The organism is Duganella kummerowiae (assembly GCF_053572355.1).
The window spans coordinates 171,337-185,759 of record NZ_JBKFEH010000017.1 but is presented as its reverse complement, the minus strand read 5'-3'; the positions used below and the strand labels follow the sequence as shown (position 1 = coordinate 185,759).

At 67.1% G+C, this 14,423-nt stretch carries 18 protein-coding genes; 8 read left to right on the top strand and 10 right to left on the bottom strand.

The window, feature by feature from the left end; translation table 11 throughout:
* The first annotated feature begins 107 nt into the window (after positions 1-107).
* Together sodB and ACLB1G_RS22330 are read left to right on the top strand one after the other, a co-directional pair.
* Entirely contained in the window at positions 108-686 is a 579-nt protein-coding gene (gene sodB, locus ACLB1G_RS22335) for a superoxide dismutase [Fe] (protein ID WP_491629449.1), read from the top strand.
* A gap of 150 nt (positions 687-836) precedes the next feature.
* Complete coding sequence (locus ACLB1G_RS22330; RefSeq protein ID WP_491629448.1) at positions 837-1,733, top strand: LysR family transcriptional regulator; 897 nt, start codon at positions 837-839, stop codon at positions 1,731-1,733.
* Positions 1,734-1,741: 8 nt separating this feature from the next.
* On the opposite strand, the gene ACLB1G_RS22325 is transcribed toward ACLB1G_RS22330, so the two are convergent.
* Positions 1,742-2,233, bottom strand: coding sequence for a hypothetical protein (locus ACLB1G_RS22325; protein ID WP_491629447.1), 492 nt, complete (start codon positions 2,231-2,233; stop codon positions 1,742-1,744).
* A 178-nt stretch (positions 2,234-2,411) separates the two neighbouring features.
* On the opposite strand from ACLB1G_RS22325, the gene ACLB1G_RS22320 reads away from it, so the two are divergent.
* The 6 genes from ACLB1G_RS22320 to ACLB1G_RS22295 all read left to right on the top strand — a co-directional run bounded on the left by ACLB1G_RS22320 (position 2,412) and on the right by ACLB1G_RS22295 (position 8,129).
* Positions 2,412-2,717, top strand: a complete 306-nt coding sequence (locus tag ACLB1G_RS22320) for a DUF4148 domain-containing protein (RefSeq protein ID WP_491629446.1) — start codon at positions 2,412-2,414, stop codon at positions 2,715-2,717.
* 165 nt (positions 2,718-2,882) lie between these two features.
* A complete protein-coding gene (locus ACLB1G_RS22315; protein WP_491629445.1) occupies positions 2,883-4,352 on the top strand; it encodes an efflux transporter outer membrane subunit in 1,470 nt (489 codons plus the stop codon).
* Between the two features lie 14 nt (positions 4,353-4,366).
* The gene (locus ACLB1G_RS22310) at positions 4,367-4,870 is read left to right on the top strand and encodes a MarR family winged helix-turn-helix transcriptional regulator (protein ID WP_491629444.1); all 504 of its coding nucleotides are present in this window, start codon (positions 4,367-4,369) and stop codon (positions 4,868-4,870) included.
* A 7-nt stretch (positions 4,871-4,877) separates the two neighbouring features.
* Entirely contained in the window at positions 4,878-7,040 is a 2,163-nt protein-coding gene (locus ACLB1G_RS22305) for an FUSC family protein (protein WP_491629443.1), read from the top strand.
* Positions 7,030-7,230, top strand: a complete 201-nt coding sequence (locus ACLB1G_RS22300; protein ID WP_491629442.1) for a DUF1656 domain-containing protein — start codon at positions 7,030-7,032, stop codon at positions 7,228-7,230. The genes ACLB1G_RS22305 and ACLB1G_RS22300 overlap by 11 nt, the downstream gene beginning before the upstream one ends.
* Before the next feature lie 20 nt (positions 7,231-7,250).
* Positions 7,251-8,129 carry an HlyD family secretion protein gene (locus ACLB1G_RS22295; protein WP_491629441.1) on the top strand — a complete coding sequence of 293 codons (879 nt, stop codon included), beginning with the start codon at positions 7,251-7,253 and terminating at the stop codon, positions 8,127-8,129.
* 25 nt (positions 8,130-8,154) lie between these two features.
* Here the strand turns inward: ACLB1G_RS22295 and ACLB1G_RS22290 are convergent, their stop codons facing one another.
* The 9 genes from ACLB1G_RS22290 to ACLB1G_RS22250 form a co-directional block, all read right to left on the bottom strand.
* Positions 8,155-8,379: a helix-turn-helix domain-containing protein gene (locus ACLB1G_RS22290; RefSeq protein ID WP_491629440.1), complete on the bottom strand. Its 225-nt coding sequence runs from the start codon at positions 8,377-8,379 to the stop codon at positions 8,155-8,157.
* 9 nt (positions 8,380-8,388) lie between these two features.
* Complete coding sequence (locus tag ACLB1G_RS22285; RefSeq protein ID WP_491629439.1) at positions 8,389-8,937, bottom strand: hypothetical protein; 549 nt, start codon at positions 8,935-8,937, stop codon at positions 8,389-8,391.
* An 81-nt stretch (positions 8,938-9,018) separates the two neighbouring features.
* Positions 9,019-9,537, bottom strand: coding sequence for an ester cyclase (locus ACLB1G_RS22280; RefSeq protein WP_491629438.1), 519 nt, complete (start codon positions 9,535-9,537; stop codon positions 9,019-9,021).
* A 111-nt stretch (positions 9,538-9,648) separates the two neighbouring features.
* Positions 9,649-10,395, bottom strand: a complete 747-nt coding sequence (locus tag ACLB1G_RS22275; protein ID WP_491629437.1) for an SDR family oxidoreductase — start codon at positions 10,393-10,395, stop codon at positions 9,649-9,651.
* Positions 10,396-10,441: 46 nt separating this feature from the next.
* The gene (locus tag ACLB1G_RS22270) at positions 10,442-10,768 is read right to left on the bottom strand and encodes a hypothetical protein (protein ID WP_491629436.1); all 327 of its coding nucleotides are present in this window, start codon (positions 10,766-10,768) and stop codon (positions 10,442-10,444) included.
* A gap of 1 nt (position 10,769) precedes the next feature.
* Positions 10,770-11,423 (bottom strand): thiol:disulfide interchange protein DsbA/DsbL, encoded by a 654-nt coding sequence (locus ACLB1G_RS22265; protein ID WP_491629435.1) that lies wholly within the window; start codon positions 11,421-11,423, stop codon positions 10,770-10,772.
* Between the two features lie 80 nt (positions 11,424-11,503).
* Positions 11,504-12,382 (bottom strand): cobalamin-binding protein, encoded by an 879-nt coding sequence (locus tag ACLB1G_RS22260; protein ID WP_491629434.1) that lies wholly within the window; start codon positions 12,380-12,382, stop codon positions 11,504-11,506.
* Complete coding sequence (locus ACLB1G_RS22255) at positions 12,382-13,275, bottom strand: TonB-dependent receptor domain-containing protein (protein ID WP_491629433.1); 894 nt, start codon at positions 13,273-13,275, stop codon at positions 12,382-12,384. The genes ACLB1G_RS22260 and ACLB1G_RS22255 overlap by 1 nt, the downstream gene beginning before the upstream one ends.
* 15 nt (positions 13,276-13,290) lie before the next feature.
* The gene (locus ACLB1G_RS22250; protein WP_491629432.1) at positions 13,291-14,358 is read right to left on the bottom strand and encodes a TonB-dependent receptor; all 1,068 of its coding nucleotides are present in this window, start codon (positions 14,356-14,358) and stop codon (positions 13,291-13,293) included.
* Between the last annotated feature and the right edge of the window lie 65 nt (positions 14,359-14,423).

Here is a 14,423-nt window from a genome sequence, read left to right as displayed (position 1 = left end):
TTTGCGCGCGCGACAAAGCAAGCAGGCTAACGGCATCCGCTTTACAATGGTGGTCGTTTCGGCAAAAATCATCTTCCGACATCAACCACCCCTCACAAGGAATAACAATGGAACACACTCTGCCACCCCTGCCGTATGCCATCGACGCCCTGGCGCCGCACATCTCGCAAGAGACCCTGGAATACCACTACGGCAAGCACCACCAGACCTATGTGACCAACCTGAACAACCTGATCAAGGGCACCGAGTTCGAGAACCTGTCGCTGGAAGAGATCACCAAGAAATCGTCGGGCGGCATCTTCAACAACGCCGCCCAGGTGTGGAACCACACTTTCTACTGGAACAGCCTGACCCCGAACGGCAGCGGCGCTCCGAGCGGCGCGCTGGCCGACGCCATCAACGCCAAATGGGGTTCCTTCGACAAGTTCAAGGAAGAATTCACCAAGTCCTCGCTGGGCAACTTCGGTTCGGGCTGGACCTGGCTGGTGAAGAAAACCGACGGCACCGTGGACATCGTCAACACCTCGAACGCCGCCACCCCGCTGACCACCGCCGACAAGGCCCTGCTGACCGTGGACGTATGGGAGCACGCCTACTACGTCGACTACCGCAACGCCCGCGCCAAGTACGTGGAAACCTTCTGGAAGCTGGCCAACTGGGACTTCGCAGCCGCCAACTTCGCCTGAATCCGGCGCACTCCGGTGCGCTGAACACCAAGCCGGCGTCCGCCAGGACGGCCGGCTTTTTTCATGCAGGCGCCAGTGGAGCGCAGTGCCAGACATCGCACGGCGCGAGCGTGGCTTATCATGCAGGCTGGACCAATCACCGGAGTGTCTGTGGACCGTTTCAACGCCATGCGCATCTTCACGCGTATCGTGGAGCTGGGCAGCTTCAGCAAGGCCGCCGAGGACATGCAGATCCCGGCCGCCACCGCCACCTACACCATCAAGCAGCTGGAGGCGCATCTGGGCGTGCGCCTGCTGCAGCGAACCACGCGCCACGTCAGCACCACGCTGGACGGCCAGGCCTATTACCAGCGCTGCGTGCGCATCCTGGCCGATGTCGAGGAAACCGAGGCCGGCTTCGGCAACAGCGGCGTGGCGCCGCGCGGCAAGCTGCGGGTGGACTTGCAGGGCACCATCGCCATGCATTTCGTGCTGCCGCGCCTGTCCGAATTCTTTGCCCGCTATCCGGACATGGAGCTGGACATCGGCATGGGCGACCGTCTGGTGGACCTGGTGCGCGACGGCGTCGACTGCGTGCTGCGCAGCGGCGAGCTGCGCGACTCCAGCATGGTGGCGCGCCGCGTGGCGCTGCTGGAGCAGGTCACCTGCGCCAGCGCCGTCTACCTGGAGCGCCATGGCGTGCCTGAAACACTGGAGGATTTGCGCCGCCACCAGGCGGTGAACTTCTTTTCCCAGTCCAGCGGCAAGATGTTCCCCTTCGACTTCCTGGTCGATGGCGAACTGCATAGCATCAACCTGCCCGGCAAGGTCTCGGTCAACAGCGCGGAAGCCTACATGGCTTGCTGCGAACAGCACATGGGGCTGGTGCAGATGCCGCGCTACCACGCGCTGCGCCAGCTGGCCGACGGCAGCCTGCGCGAGGTGCTGGCACAGTGGCGGCCGGCGCCCATGCCGGTGTCGGTGCTCTACCCGCAGCAGCGCCAGCTGTCGCCGCGGGTGCGCGCTTTCGTGGACTGGCTCAGCGACGTCATGTCGGCCGCCGCCTAGCCGGCGGCTCAGGCGCCGCGCGCGGCGTCGCGGCTTTCCTCGTCCTCGTATTCCTCGGGGTCGGCGCCATCGGCGTCGCGCGCATTGCCGTCCCCGGCGCCATCCTGCCAGGCGCGCTCCACCTCCCCTTCCTTGAAGCCCTCGTCCACGATGGGCATGGTCTCGATATGGTCGAAGCCGATGTCGGCGCCCAGCGCGGCGTTGTCGCGCCCGGCCGCGCCGCGTTCGCCTGTGCCGGTGGCGTCGGTGTCGCTATCCAGGTCGGCGTCGCCCAGGTCGGGGCCGGAGCCGATCGCGCCGGGAACGCTGCCGCCGTCTTCGCTGGTGCCCTGCTCGAGCACGAAGTCATCGTCGTCGCGCGCCAGGCTGGTGCCGCCGGCCACGTCGCTGCCGCTGTCCGACGTATCGCTGGGCCCCAGGGCGCCGGTGCCGTGGCCGCGTCCCAGGATGCGGTCATTGCCGAGGGGGATGTTATCGGGATCCAAAGTGCTTTCAGACATGGTGCTCTCCTTTGCTATCTATGCCTCATTCGACCATGCGGACCGTAAAGGGTCGGTGCGACGCCTCGCTTAGCGGCCATGCAGCAAAGCTATGATGCCAATAGGAATCTTTTACTTTACAAATGTATTATTCATCCCTATAGTACACCCATACGCAACGCACACAAGGAGAGATGACATGTCCGCCACCACCAAAACCGTCCTGAACGCCCTGGCGACCGCCGCCTTCGCCATTGCCGCCACCGCCACCACCGTGGCCAGCGCGTTTGCCCAGACCACGGCCACGACTGCAACCTCGACCGCCGCCAAGGCCGCTGTCGCCACCGGCGCCGCCGCCGTCGCCGCCAGCAAGGCGGAGAAAACGGAAGGCCTGACCCGCGAGCAAGTGCGCGCGGAACTGGCCGAAGCCCGCAAGAACGGCACTCTGCTGGAAACCGAGGCCGACTTCGACGCCGCCAACCTGAACCAGCGCAAGGCCAAGTAAGTTCATCCCGCTCGCTGTGCGCACACGGCGAGCGGATTTATTCAAGCCGCAGGACCGCATGCTCAGCATGGATTCCCGCCTGTGCGGGAATGACGGCCTCGGCGCCAGCACGTCACTCCTGCGCAGGCGGGAGTCCATATTGAGTCACTGGACACGACACCCCGCATGAGCCGCCATCCCTTACGTCTGTTGCCCGCCATCACCTTGCTGGTGCTGGCCGGCTGCGCGCAGATGGGTGTGCAGCCCCGGCCGGCCGCCATGCTGAAGCCTTCCACGCTGGACGCGGGCGCCGCCATCGCCGCCCGTATCCGGGCCGACGCCGAATGGCCCACGGAGAGTTGGTGGGAAAGCCTGGGCGACCCGCAGCTGAACCGCCTGGTGGAGGCCGCCCTGTCCGGCAGCCCGACCCTGCGCGCGGCCGAGGCGCGCGTGCGCCAGGCCGGCGCCCTGGCCGGCGGCGCCCAGGCCGCAGCCGGCCCGCGCGTGGACGCCTCCGCCGTGTCCGACCGCGAACTGTATTCGGCCCACAGCACCGTACCCGCTCCGCTGGCCGGCAACTACGCGTGGAAAAATACCGCCACCTTGTCCGGTTCCTACGACCTGGACCTGTGGGGCCGCCACCGCGAGGCCGTGGCCGCCGCCCTGGACGAGGTGCAGGTGGCGTCGGCCGAGGCGCAGATGGCGCGCCTGACGCTGGAAACGGCCGTGGTGCGCAGCTACATCCAGCTGGCGCTGGACTACGCGCTGCAGGACAAGGTGGCCGCCAGCCTGGCGCAGCGCGGCCGCATCCTGGAGATCACGCGCCAGCGCCGCGCCGCCGGGCTATCCAGCGACATCGACGTGACCAGCATAGAAACCACGCTGCCAGCCGGGCGCCGCGAGCATGAGCAGATCGGAGAGTCGATCGCCCTGCTGCGCAATCAGCTGGCAGCCCTGATCGGCAAGGGGCCGGGCGATGGAGACCATATCGCCCGGCCGACCCTGGTCCTGCCCACAAGGCTGGACCAGGCCCTGCCGGCCAATCTTCCGGCCGAGCTGCTGGGACACCGCCCCGACGTGGCGGCCCTGCGCTGGCGGGTGGAAGCGGCCGGCGCGCGGGTACGGCAGGCCAGGGCCGAGTTCTACCCGAATATCAACCTGACCGCCTTCGCCGGCCAGCAGTCGCTGGGTTGGGGCCATTTCCTGGAATCCGGATCGGCCATGCGCGGCGTGGCGCCTGCGATCAGCCTGCCCATCTTCGACGGCGGCCGCCTGCGCAGCCAGCTGGGCGCCCAGGCCGCCGGGGCGGACGTGGCGGTGGAACAATACAATGGCGCCGTGCTGCAAGCCCTGTCGGACGTGGCCAACGCCGTGAGCCGCATCGCCTCGGCGCGCGAGCAGGAGCAGCTCAGCGCCAGCGCGCTGGAATCGGCGCGGCGCGCCCACGCGCTGGCCGAACGCGCCTACCGCGCCGGCATGACGGATGCGCTGGAGGTGATCCATACCGAACTGGCGCTGCTGGGCGAAGAGCAGCAGGCGGCGCAGGTAGCCAGCCGCCAGCTGGACAATTATGCGGTCCTGGTGGCGGCCCTGGGCGGCGGCGCGAAACTGAATTTGAGCCGGAACGGGGATAGTACAATCAAGACTTTGGATTAACAGAGGAGCAGGCAATGAGCAGTTTTACAGCCACTAGAAAGCGACTGAAAAACATCCATGCCCGCATGCCGGACTTCCCCGAAGACCAGATGCGCCTGATGCGCATGACTTACCACATCCAGAAGCGGATGAAGGATTTGACCAACGCCGCGCTGCGTCCCTACGATCTGGTGGACGCCAGCTACATGGTGCTGGCGGTGCTGTACGGTTCCGAGGACGAGACCTCGACCGCGACCACCCTGGGCGAAGCCTGCATGGAAAAGCCGGCCAACCTGACCCGGGTCTGCAACGACCTGGAGCAGCAGGGCCTGATCGTGCGCGGCAACCGTCCCGGCGACCGGCGCTGCGTGATGATCTCGCTGACCGACGCCGGCCGCGACCTGATCGCGCGCGCCATGCCGGAGGTATGGAAATCGACCACCCGCGCCTACGACGGCTACAGCGCGGACGAAATCAAGCAACTGGAAGCCCTGTTCAGCCGCCAGCTCGACAACTACGACACACTGACACCACCCTGATCCATCCATGACACCCGATCCCGCCACCACCGCCCCCCTCCCCCCGAACCGGAACGCGATGGCGGCGGGACTGGCCTGGATGGCGGCCGAACTGCGCGCCTGGGGCAAGTCCGAGGGCGAGCGCTGGCTGTTCGTGGCGCGCTGCATGCTGGCCGCCTTCGGCGCGCTGTGGCTGGCCTTCCGCCTGGGCCTGGATTCGCCCGGCACCGCCATGACCACCACCTTCATCCTGGCCCTGCCCGGCAGCGGCATGGTGCTGGAAAAAGCCTTCTACCGCCTGCTCGGCACCGTGGTGGGATGCTCGGCGGCGCTGCTCATGCTGGCCGTGTTCCCGCAACAGCCGTGGCCGCTGTTCGGCGCGCTGGCGCTGTGGGTGGGGCTGTGCACCTGCGGCGCCGCCATGTACCGCAACCAGCAGTCCTACAGCTTCGTGCTGGCCGGGTACACGGCCTGCATGATCGCGATTCCCGCCATCGAGCATCCGGCAGCAGTGTTCGCGTTGGCCGTCACGCGCGTGACCGAGGTCGGGCTGGGCATCATCTGCGCCGCCGTGGTGCACGACACGCTGCTGCCGCGCCCCGTTACGCGCCAGGTGATGCGCACGGTGCAGGCGCGCTACGACAAGTTCATCGGCTTTTGCCAGCATGTGCTGGAGCAGCACCTGACGCCCGCCGAGGTGGAGCTGCACCACCTGCGCTTCGCGGCCGACATCGCCGCACTGGAATCGGGCCGCGCCGCCGCCTTTTTCGAGGCCGCGCATGCGCGCTCGCACACGCGCCAGCTGCACGCCTTCAACAACGCCTTCATGTCGGCGCTGACCACCTTCTACACCCTGCACCGGCTGACGCACCGCTTGCGGCGCGATGGCGCATCGGCCGCCGTGCAGGCGGCGGTGGCGCCGCTGCAGGCGCTGCTGGCGCAGGCGCTCACGCTGCCGGCCGCGCAGCTGGCGGCGCAATGGAGCCAGGTGCAAGCGGAGCTGGCGCGCCGCATCAGCCAGGCGCGTACAGAACTGGGCGAGCTGGAACGGCCGCAACGCATTGATTTCGACACGGCGGTGGAATTGCTGGAGCGCTTCGGACGCGACCTGGCATCCTTTCTCGCGCTGTACCAGGGCTTGACGGAGCAGAAGCGCCAGCAGGTCAGCGATCCGGTGGCCTACAGCCCCAGGACCCCGCCCGCCATCGTGCTGGCCAGCGGCGTGCGCGCCGGGGTGGCGGTGCTGGCCGGCGCGGCCTGCTGGTACTGGCTGGCCTGGCCATACGCGGCCACCGCCATCATCATGACCACCATCTTCTGTGCGCTGGCCTCGTCCTCGCCGCGCCCCACGGCCATGATACGGCAGGTGCTGGCCGGCTTCCTGGCCGGCATCCCGCTGGCGTTCGCCACCGAATACTACGCGGTGATCCACGCTTCCAACTATGCCATGCTGGTGCTGGCCGCCCTGCCCCTGTTTGCCTTTGCCTGTTACCTGATCACCGACCCCAGGCGCGGTGGCATGGGCGTGGGCATGAGCTTGTTCGCGGCCCAGCTGGTGGCGCCGCTCAACCTGATGCACTACGATCCGGAGAGCTTCCTCAGCAACGAGCTGGCGCTGCCGGCCGGCGTGCTGCTGGCCTGGCTGATCTTCGCCACCGTGCTGCCGGACCTCACCATGGGCCACCGCCAGCACGTAGCGGCAGCGCTGTGGCGCGAGGCCCTGGGCGCCTGCCGTTCGCGCCTGTTCCGCCTCAAGCACCGCTTCGACAACCGCGTGCGCGACCTGCTCAACCAGCTCAACGCGGCCTCCGGCCCGCATCCCGGCAAGGAAGCGCGCCAGGTGGTGCGCCAGGGCCTGACCTTGCTGGAACTGGGCCACGCCGTGATCGAGCTGCGCCAGCTGGTGGCGCTGTCCGCGCCCGGTCCGGCCCGCAGCGCGCTGCAGCTGTGCGTGCAACGCCTGGCCGCCTACTTCGGCGCACCATCGCGCGCCCATGGCGAGGCCGTGCTACTAGCCATCCTGGACGCCGGTAGCGCGGTGCGCGCCGACCTGACGGGCGCTGATGAAGCCCACCGCCAGCGCCTGCAGACGGCGCTGGCCGACCTGCATTCCATGTACACCTCGCTGCTGGACCAGCTGGCCAGCATGCCGCCCCTCTCCAACAGTTCAAGGAAAACCAATGCCGCGTGAGATAGCCGTGTTCGGCGTGCTGCTGCCCTCCATCCTGCCCCTGTTCTTACTCAGCCTGCTGCTGCAGGCGGCGCTCGACTGGGCGCTGGGCCACGCCGGCCTGTACCGGCGCGCCTGGCATCCGGCGCTGGTCCGTTTCTGCCTGCTGGTCTGCATCTTCGGGGCCCTGATCGCCATCTTTTACCCATGAACCTTAGCTGGAAGACTATCGTGAGCGCATCCAAGATTTTTCGCTTTTTTATCACCTTGTTGTTGCTGGGCGTGGCGGCCTGGGTCGGCCGTTCCTCCTGGGACCGCTACATGGAATCGGCCTGGACGCGCGATGGACGCGTCAAGGCGGAGGTGATCAACATCAGCGCCGACGTGGCGGGCACGGTGACCGAGGTGCGTGTCAAGGACAACCAGCTAGTCAGGCAGGGCGAGGTCCTGTTCGTGGTCGACCAGGCGCGCTATGAAAGCGCGCTGGCGCAGGCCAATGCCCAGGTCAGCGGCCAGCAGGTGGAGCGCGAACGCCGCGCCAGCGAGGCCAGGCGGCGCGCCGGCCTGGACGCCGCCATCGTCTCGGACGAGAGCCGCGAGACCGCCCTCTCCGCCGCCGAAAGCGCGGCTACCCAGCTGCAGGCCGCGGTGGCGGCGCGCAAGCTGGCGCAGCTGAACCTGGAGCGCACCGTGGTGCGGGCGCCAGTGACCGGGTATGTGACCAACCTGAATGTGCACGTGGGCGACTTCGCCGCCGTCGGCGCGGCCAAGCTGGCCGTGATCGACGCCGCCTCCTTCTACGTGGTCGGCTATTTCGAGGAAACCAAGCTGCCGCTGCTCAAGCTGAACGACAAGGTGGAGGTGCGCCTGATGAGCGGCGAGACGCGCCTGCAGGGCCACATCGACAGCATCGCGCACGGCATCACCGACCGCGACGCGGCCACCGGGCGCGAACTGCTGGCCGACGTCAACCCCACCTTCAACTGGGTGCGGCTAGCGCAGCGGGTGCCGGTGCGTATCCACATCGACCAGCTGCCGCCGGGGCTGGAACTGGTGGCCGGGACCACCTGCAGCGTGGTGATCGAGAACAGGCGCCCGCCGGCCGCCTGAGGCACGGAGCACTCCGACGCTGGGATCAATCCTGCCCGGGCTGCTCCAGGTCCGAATACGCCAGGATGTCGCCGGGCTGGCAGGCCAGCACTTCGCAGATCTTTTCCAGGGTGTCGAAGCGGATCGCCTTGGCGCGGCCGGTTTTCAGGACGGACAGGTTCTGGGCCGTGATGCCGACCAGCTCCGCCAGGGTGTTGAGGCGCATCTTGCGCTGCGCCAGGACCACGTCCAGGTTGACGATGATGGGCATGGCGCTTCCTTATATCGTCAGCTCGGATTCTTCATTCAGGTCGCGGCCTATCTCCAGGGTCCACAGCACCAGGTACATGAGGCCGAAGAACAGGAAGCCATTGAGCATGGTGGAAATCACTGCGGAGATGTTCCACACCCCGGCCGACAGCGCCTGGTGCCCGGCCAGGCAGGCTTCGCGCAGCACATCGGTGGCCACCAGCACGATGCCGTACCTGATGGCGCGCCGCGCACTGGCCAGGGTCGCATGGTTGAAGATATCGCCCTGGCTGAAATGCGCCAGCACGTCGCGGCTGTGATGGACCACGCGCTGCGTGACCAGCAGCGCCGCGCCCACCACGGCGGCCAGCAGTATCCGCTGCAGCAGCGGCAGCTGGCCGACGGGGATGCGCCACTCGTCCGAAATTTTTACGGTGCCATGGGCGGGAACGAGCACGATCCCCGCCACCACCAGCGGCAGGAGTATCCACACCAGCCAGTTCACGGCAGTGAGCAGCCCGCGCATGGTGGCGCTGAGTTTCTTGATCTGTTCGATCCGGTCATGTCGCATGAGGTTCATGGGGGGTCTCCTGGGCAGGTGTGGACGGGAGCCCTCATGGTATCATTGCACATGTAATTTTTATCGTTTATCGATAAAAATCTACTGCTTTACAACACCCAGCTGCTGTAGCAGGGTGAGATTGTCCTCCAGGTGCCAGTTCTCGGCGATGCGGCCGCCGGCCACGCGGTAGAGGTCAAAGGCCTGGAAAGCGATGGCTTGCCCCTGTCCCTGCACGCCGCCAAAGCTGCCGGTGAAGTGGCCGCTGAAGTGCAGGCGCAGCGACACGCGGTCGCCGGCCGTCACCATGTCGGTCACCTCCACTGTCAGGTCGGGCACGGCGGCGCGGAAAGTGCGCGAGGCCAGCAGCGGCCCCTCCACGCCTTGCGGGCGGCCCTCGGGCAGGGTGCGGTCCATGAAGTCCGGCGCCAGCGCCAGCTGGGCAAATGAAGGATCGCCGGTATTCCAGAACGCGGCATAGCGGCGCGCGGCCAGGACCACGGCATCCTGCTGGGGCGTGGCGGGGCCGGCATACAGATGCTGCGGGACGGGCAGCGCGGTATCGGCTGCATGAGCGGAGGCGGACAGCGCTAGGACGGCGCCGAGCAAGGCGGTTTTCATGGTGGGTTTCCTGGGTGATGAAAGACCCATTGTCACGCCACGGCACGCAATTGATAATTGGCCCTGCGCTTGAATCAGCTGCTGTTCAGGCTTGAAAATCCCGCTTGAACATCAGCGCCCCCCGGCGGCGTCGATGATGGCGCCGCTGACGTAGGACGCGGCGGGGCTGAGCAGCCACAGGATGGCTTCCGCCACCTCCTCCGGCTGGCCGCCGCGCTGCAGGGGCACGGTGGCGGCCAGGCGGTCCACCCGTCCCGGCTCGCCGCCGCTGGCGTGGATATCGGTGTAGATCAGGCCGGGCCGCACGCCGTTCACCCGTATGCCCTCGGCGCCCACCTCGCGCGCCAGTCCCACGGTCAGGGTGTCTATCGCGCCCTTGGACGCGGCATAATCGATATAGGAATGGGCCCCGCCCATGCGCGCCGCGCCCGAGGACACGTTGACGATGGCCCCGCCCTGCCCGCCGCTGGCGGTGGACATGCGCCGCACCGCCTCGCGGCAGCACAGGAAGTAGCTGACCACGTTGACCTTGAAGATGCGCTCGAAGCGCTCGGCGCTCATTTCGCCCAGCTTGCACTGGCGCTCCAGCACGCCAACGTTGTTGACCAGCGCCGTGACCGGGCCCAGTGCGGCCTCGGTGGCGGTAAACAGGCGCAGCACGTCCGCCTCCTGGCTGACGTCGGCCTGCACCGCGATGGCCAGTCCGCCCTGGTCCACGATACGCGCGCGCAGCGCTTCGGCGGCCGCCGTGTCGCTGTGATAGTTGATGCACACGGCATAGCCGCGCCGGGCCGCCAGCAGCGCCGCCGCCGCCCCTATGCCCCGGCCGCTGCCGGTGATGATGGCTACCTGTTTCATCGGTCCACTCGTAAAAAAGCCCGCGGCTTGCGGGCTCGTGTAAAAATCAGCCGCGCTCCGGCTTGATGTGGGTGATGGCGTACCAGACGTTGTCCCACCAGTGCTCGCGCGCCTCCACCTTGAGCAGGCAGGCCTGGTCGATCTCGCCCTTGAACATGGGATCGGCGCACTGTTTGGTGAGCAGGGCGTAGCGCTGGTTTTCCGCGTTCTGCAGCGCCAGCACCAGCCAGAACACCACCGCCAGCAGGATCAGCACCAGGCTCCACGCCAGGTGGTTGACGTTGCTGACGTCGAACAGGCGTTTTTCGTCCGGCGAGGATTCCCGGTACATCTTCATGACGCCGCTCTCGACGTCCTGCCGCTTGTCGTCCATGTTATTTCTTGCTGCGTTCCGCTGCCGACTTGGCGACCAGGGCGTCCATCACCTGGAACAGCGCGCGGTGCGCTTCCGGAACGGTATTCAAGCCATGGCCCGCCAGCGAGGGCGAGGTGTTGTAATGGCCATCGATGACGACCGAGGGAGTGCTGTCGACCTTGTACTGGGTCAGCAGCTGGGCCGAGCGCTTCATCTTGGTCTGCACGCCGAAGGAATTGAACATTTCCATGTACTTGGCCTTGTCCACGCCATTCTTGAACAGGAATTCCTGCAGGCTGGCGTCGGTGTTCAGCCGGTTGCGGTCGACGTGGATGGCGCGCAGGATCTTGGCGTGCAGCTCGGGCGTGAGCGCGTTCATGGTTTCCAGCGTGGTGAAGGCGTGCGATTGCGGATCGTCGCCCAGGTGCATGCGGCGGAACACGATCTTGTCGGCGTTTTTCTTGACCCACTCATTCAGGCCGCCTTCCAGCGCGTAGCAGTGCGGGCAGTGGTACATGAACACTTCCACCACCTCGACCTTCTTGCCGGTGTCCGGACGGGCCACGCCGTCCAGCGTGATGTAATCGACACCGTTTTGCAGTTCGGCGGCCTGGGCGCCGACGGAAGCCGCCACGAAGGCGAACGAGGCCAGGAACAAACGCATGAAACGCATAACTATCCTTCATCAGTGTAGGTGGCAAACGCCGCGAGATTACCACTTTTTCGGACGCCGCGCCTTACATTAAGCCGGTTTTAAGGACGCTTGGCGCGCGCCTGTTCCAGCTTGCCGCACAGGTCGGCGGCGCCGTCGGCGATGCGGGGCGTGGCGCGGCTCAGCAGGTCGCCGTCCAGCGTGTACAGGTTGCCGCGCTGGACCGCCAGCAGCGCGCCGTAGGGCTTCCAGATGGCGATGCCCTGCTGGCCGTCGTGCTGGCGGCCGCCCAGGATGGCTTCCGGACTCTCCTGCAGCACCGCTTCCACCCCGACCGTGGGCGCCAGCACCTTGAGCCCGGCAAACACGTTCTGCCCGCCGCACAGGCGGATGACGTCGCTGATGATGTGCTCTCCGTTGAGGGTGAAGATGGGTTTTTCCCATATCTGGTAGAACACCCGCACCGGCGGCCGCGCCGCGTAGCGGGCCGCCAGCGCCGCGATCCTGGCGCGGTAATCGGCGGCCGCTGTCTGCGCCGCGGCCTCGGTGCCCAGCAGCTGGCCCAAACGGGTCAGGCTGGTGGCCACCTCGTCCAGCTTGTGCGGCTCGCTGTAAAAAATCGGCACGCCCAGGCTGCTCAGCTGCTCCAGCTGGCGCGCCGTATTCCCGCTTTTCCACACCACCAGCAGGTCGGGCCGCAGTGCGGCGATGCGTTCCATGTCGATCAGCTGGTTGCTGCCGACCACCGGGATGCGCCTGGCCGCCTCCGGATAGTCGCTGTAGTTGACGGCGCCCACCACCTTGTCGCCGCCGCCGGCCGCGAACAGGAGTTCGGTGACGTGGGGCGCGGTCGAGATCACGCGCCGGGCCGGCTGCGCCAGGGTGACGGCGTTGCCGGCGTCGTCGCGCACCGTGATGGCCTGCGCCGTGGAGCAGGCCAGCGCCAGCAGCGCCGCCCCGGCGTGGACCAGGGGCCGCATCAGAAGTCGTAGCGGGCCGACAGCTTGAGCTGGCGGCCGTCGCTCGGGTAGATGCCCTGCACCCCGCCCTTGCAGGTGTAGGCTTGCGAGTAGTAGCGCTTGTCCGTCAGGTTGCTGCCCGCCAGCGCCCATTCCCACTGGCCGAACTGGCGGGCGTAACGCGCGTCCAGCGTGGCGTAGCCGGGGATGCGCGCGGTACAGCTGTTGGCGAAATCGTCGCCGTAGCGCTGGCTGTCCACCCACTGGGCGCCGATGTCGGCCGTCTGGCCACGGGCCGGTATCCAGCTCAGGCGCGCACTCAGCACGTTGTTCGGCACCAGCACGATCTGCTTGCCGCTGTTGGGGCCGGCGCGGAAGGTGGCGTTGACGTGCTGGTAATGGGCGCTGAGTTTCCAGTCCGGGGCCAGCGGGGCTGCCGCATCCAGCTCAAGGCCCTGGCGCTTGGTCGGGTCCAGGTTGGTGTTGGCGCCGTTGCCGCCATTGAGCGTGGGATCGAAGAAAATTTCATTGCTCAGCTGGTGGCGGAACACGCGCGCGGCCAGCGTGTAGCCGCGATAGGCGTGGCTCACGCCCAGTTCCAGGTCGTGCGAGGTTTGCGGCTTCAGTGGCGCACCACTCGCCGTGTAGCCGTTTTCATCGGCATTGGCGACCCGGTAGCTCTGCCCCAGTTTCACGTAGGCGTCCACGCTGGGCAGCACGGTGTAGCTGGCCTGCAGGTCCCAGGCGTTCAGGCCCAGGCTGTCGCTGAAGATGGCGGAAGCAGGCGCCGTGTTGCGCGCATCCTGGTCGAACAGCTCGCGGCGCACGCCGGCCGCCAGGCGGCCGTTGTTGGCAGGGTCGAATTTCAGCTCGTCGCGCAGGTAGACGGCCTTGGAACGCTGGCCGGCCTCCACATTCGAATACGTGCCTTACGCCTTGCGGGTCCAGTGTGCGAGGTCGATACCGGCCACCAGCTCGTTGAGCACGCCGCCGATCTCGCGCACCTGGCGCAGGCGCGGCGAGAACTGGTCCTGCTTGACGGTGTAGGTGGACACCGAGCCGCCGTAGTCGAAATACACGGCATCCGTGGTCTTTTCGCGGTGCGACAGCTCGGCCGCCAGCTCCCATCCGGCCAGTCGGGTATTGCCGGACAGGGTCAGGCGGTCGCTGTCCAGCGCGCCGTGGTCGCGCGGCGTGGCAGCCTGGCGCGGGTTGGCCTGGAACTGGGCTGCGGTCAGCGCGCCGGGCAAGCCGTTGTCCTGGCGCGCGCCTTCATAGCGCAGGGCGAGGCGGCCGAGCGGCGAAAACCACTGCAGGCCGCCGCTGAAATTGCTCAATTTGAAGTCGTTGTTGTCGCGGTAGTTGTCGGTGCGGCTGTGTCCGATGGTAGCGTCGGCCGCAAAGCCGTCCCAGGACTGGTGGCCGGACAGGCGCAGCTGGCCTTCATGGAACTGGCCGCCCTCGACGTACAGGCTGCCGCCACGCGTGTTGTCGGCAGCGCGTTTGGTCACGATGTTGATCACGCCGCCGGTGGCGCCGTCGCCATACAGCACGCTGCTGCCGCCGCGCGTGATGTCGATGTGGTCCACGCTATCGATGGGGATGGTGGACAGCACCGCGTTGCTCAATTCATTTTCCGACAGGCGCACGCCATCGACCACGATCACGATATTCTGGCTGCTGTTGGTGCCGAAGCCGCGCAGGTCCAGGGTGAAGTCCGGGCTGCCGTCCAGGCTCTGGCGGCCGGCCACGCCGCCGATCTTGCGGATGGCGGAATTGACGTCGGACAGGCCGGCGCGGCGGATCTCGTCGGCCGTGATGATGGTGGCGCCTATAGGCAGCAGGGCGGGGTCGCTGTCGAAGCGCGAGCCGGTGATGACGACGGGCGCCAGCACGGCGCTTTCCACGCTCTGGGCCAGCGCGGGGGCGGCGCAGCACAGCGAGACGGCCAGCGCCAGCGGCGCGGACATGAAGCAGGGGCGGTCGGTGATGATCATGGCGGGTCTTTCCTAGGATGGCGGGCATTATACGCCTGATCATTAACAAATCAGGAACGGTCCAT

Bases quoted from the DNA above. Each gene is read 5' to 3' on its own strand.
- ACLB1G_RS22320 (WP_491629446.1), top strand. From the start codon at position 2,412: ATGTCCGCCACCACCAAAACCGTCCTGAACGCCCTGGCGACCGCCGCC.
- ACLB1G_RS22270 (WP_491629436.1), bottom strand. From the start codon at position 10,768: ATGGACGACAAGCGGCAGGACGTCGAGAGCGGCGTCATGAAGATGTAC.
- ACLB1G_RS22325 (WP_491629447.1), bottom strand. From the start codon at position 2,233: ATGTCTGAAAGCACTTTGGATCCCGATAACATCCCCCTCGGCAATGAC.
- ACLB1G_RS22280 (WP_491629438.1), bottom strand. From the start codon at position 9,537: ATGAAAACCGCCTTGCTCGGCGCCGTCCTAGCGCTGTCCGCCTCCGCT.
- ACLB1G_RS22300 (WP_491629442.1), top strand. From the start codon at position 7,030: ATGCCGCGTGAGATAGCCGTGTTCGGCGTGCTGCTGCCCTCCATCCTG.
- sodB (WP_491629449.1), top strand. From the start codon at position 108: ATGGAACACACTCTGCCACCCCTGCCGTATGCCATCGACGCCCTGGCG.
- ACLB1G_RS22305 (WP_491629443.1), top strand. From the start codon at position 4,878: ATGACACCCGATCCCGCCACCACCGCCCCCCTCCCCCCGAACCGGAAC.
- ACLB1G_RS22315 (WP_491629445.1), top strand. From the start codon at position 2,883: ATGAGCCGCCATCCCTTACGTCTGTTGCCCGCCATCACCTTGCTGGTG.
- ACLB1G_RS22310 (WP_491629444.1), top strand. From the start codon at position 4,367: ATGAGCAGTTTTACAGCCACTAGAAAGCGACTGAAAAACATCCATGCC.
- ACLB1G_RS22260 (WP_491629434.1), bottom strand. From the start codon at position 12,382: ATGCGGCCCCTGGTCCACGCCGGGGCGGCGCTGCTGGCGCTGGCCTGC.
- ACLB1G_RS22290 (WP_491629440.1), bottom strand. From the start codon at position 8,379: ATGCCCATCATCGTCAACCTGGACGTGGTCCTGGCGCAGCGCAAGATG.
- ACLB1G_RS22265 (WP_491629435.1), bottom strand. From the start codon at position 11,423: ATGCGTTTCATGCGTTTGTTCCTGGCCTCGTTCGCCTTCGTGGCGGCT.
- ACLB1G_RS22250 (WP_491629432.1), bottom strand. From the start codon at position 14,358: ATGATCATCACCGACCGCCCCTGCTTCATGTCCGCGCCGCTGGCGCTG.
- ACLB1G_RS22285 (WP_491629439.1), bottom strand. From the start codon at position 8,937: ATGAACCTCATGCGACATGACCGGATCGAACAGATCAAGAAACTCAGC.
- ACLB1G_RS22275 (WP_491629437.1), bottom strand. From the start codon at position 10,395: ATGAAACAGGTAGCCATCATCACCGGCAGCGGCCGGGGCATAGGGGCG.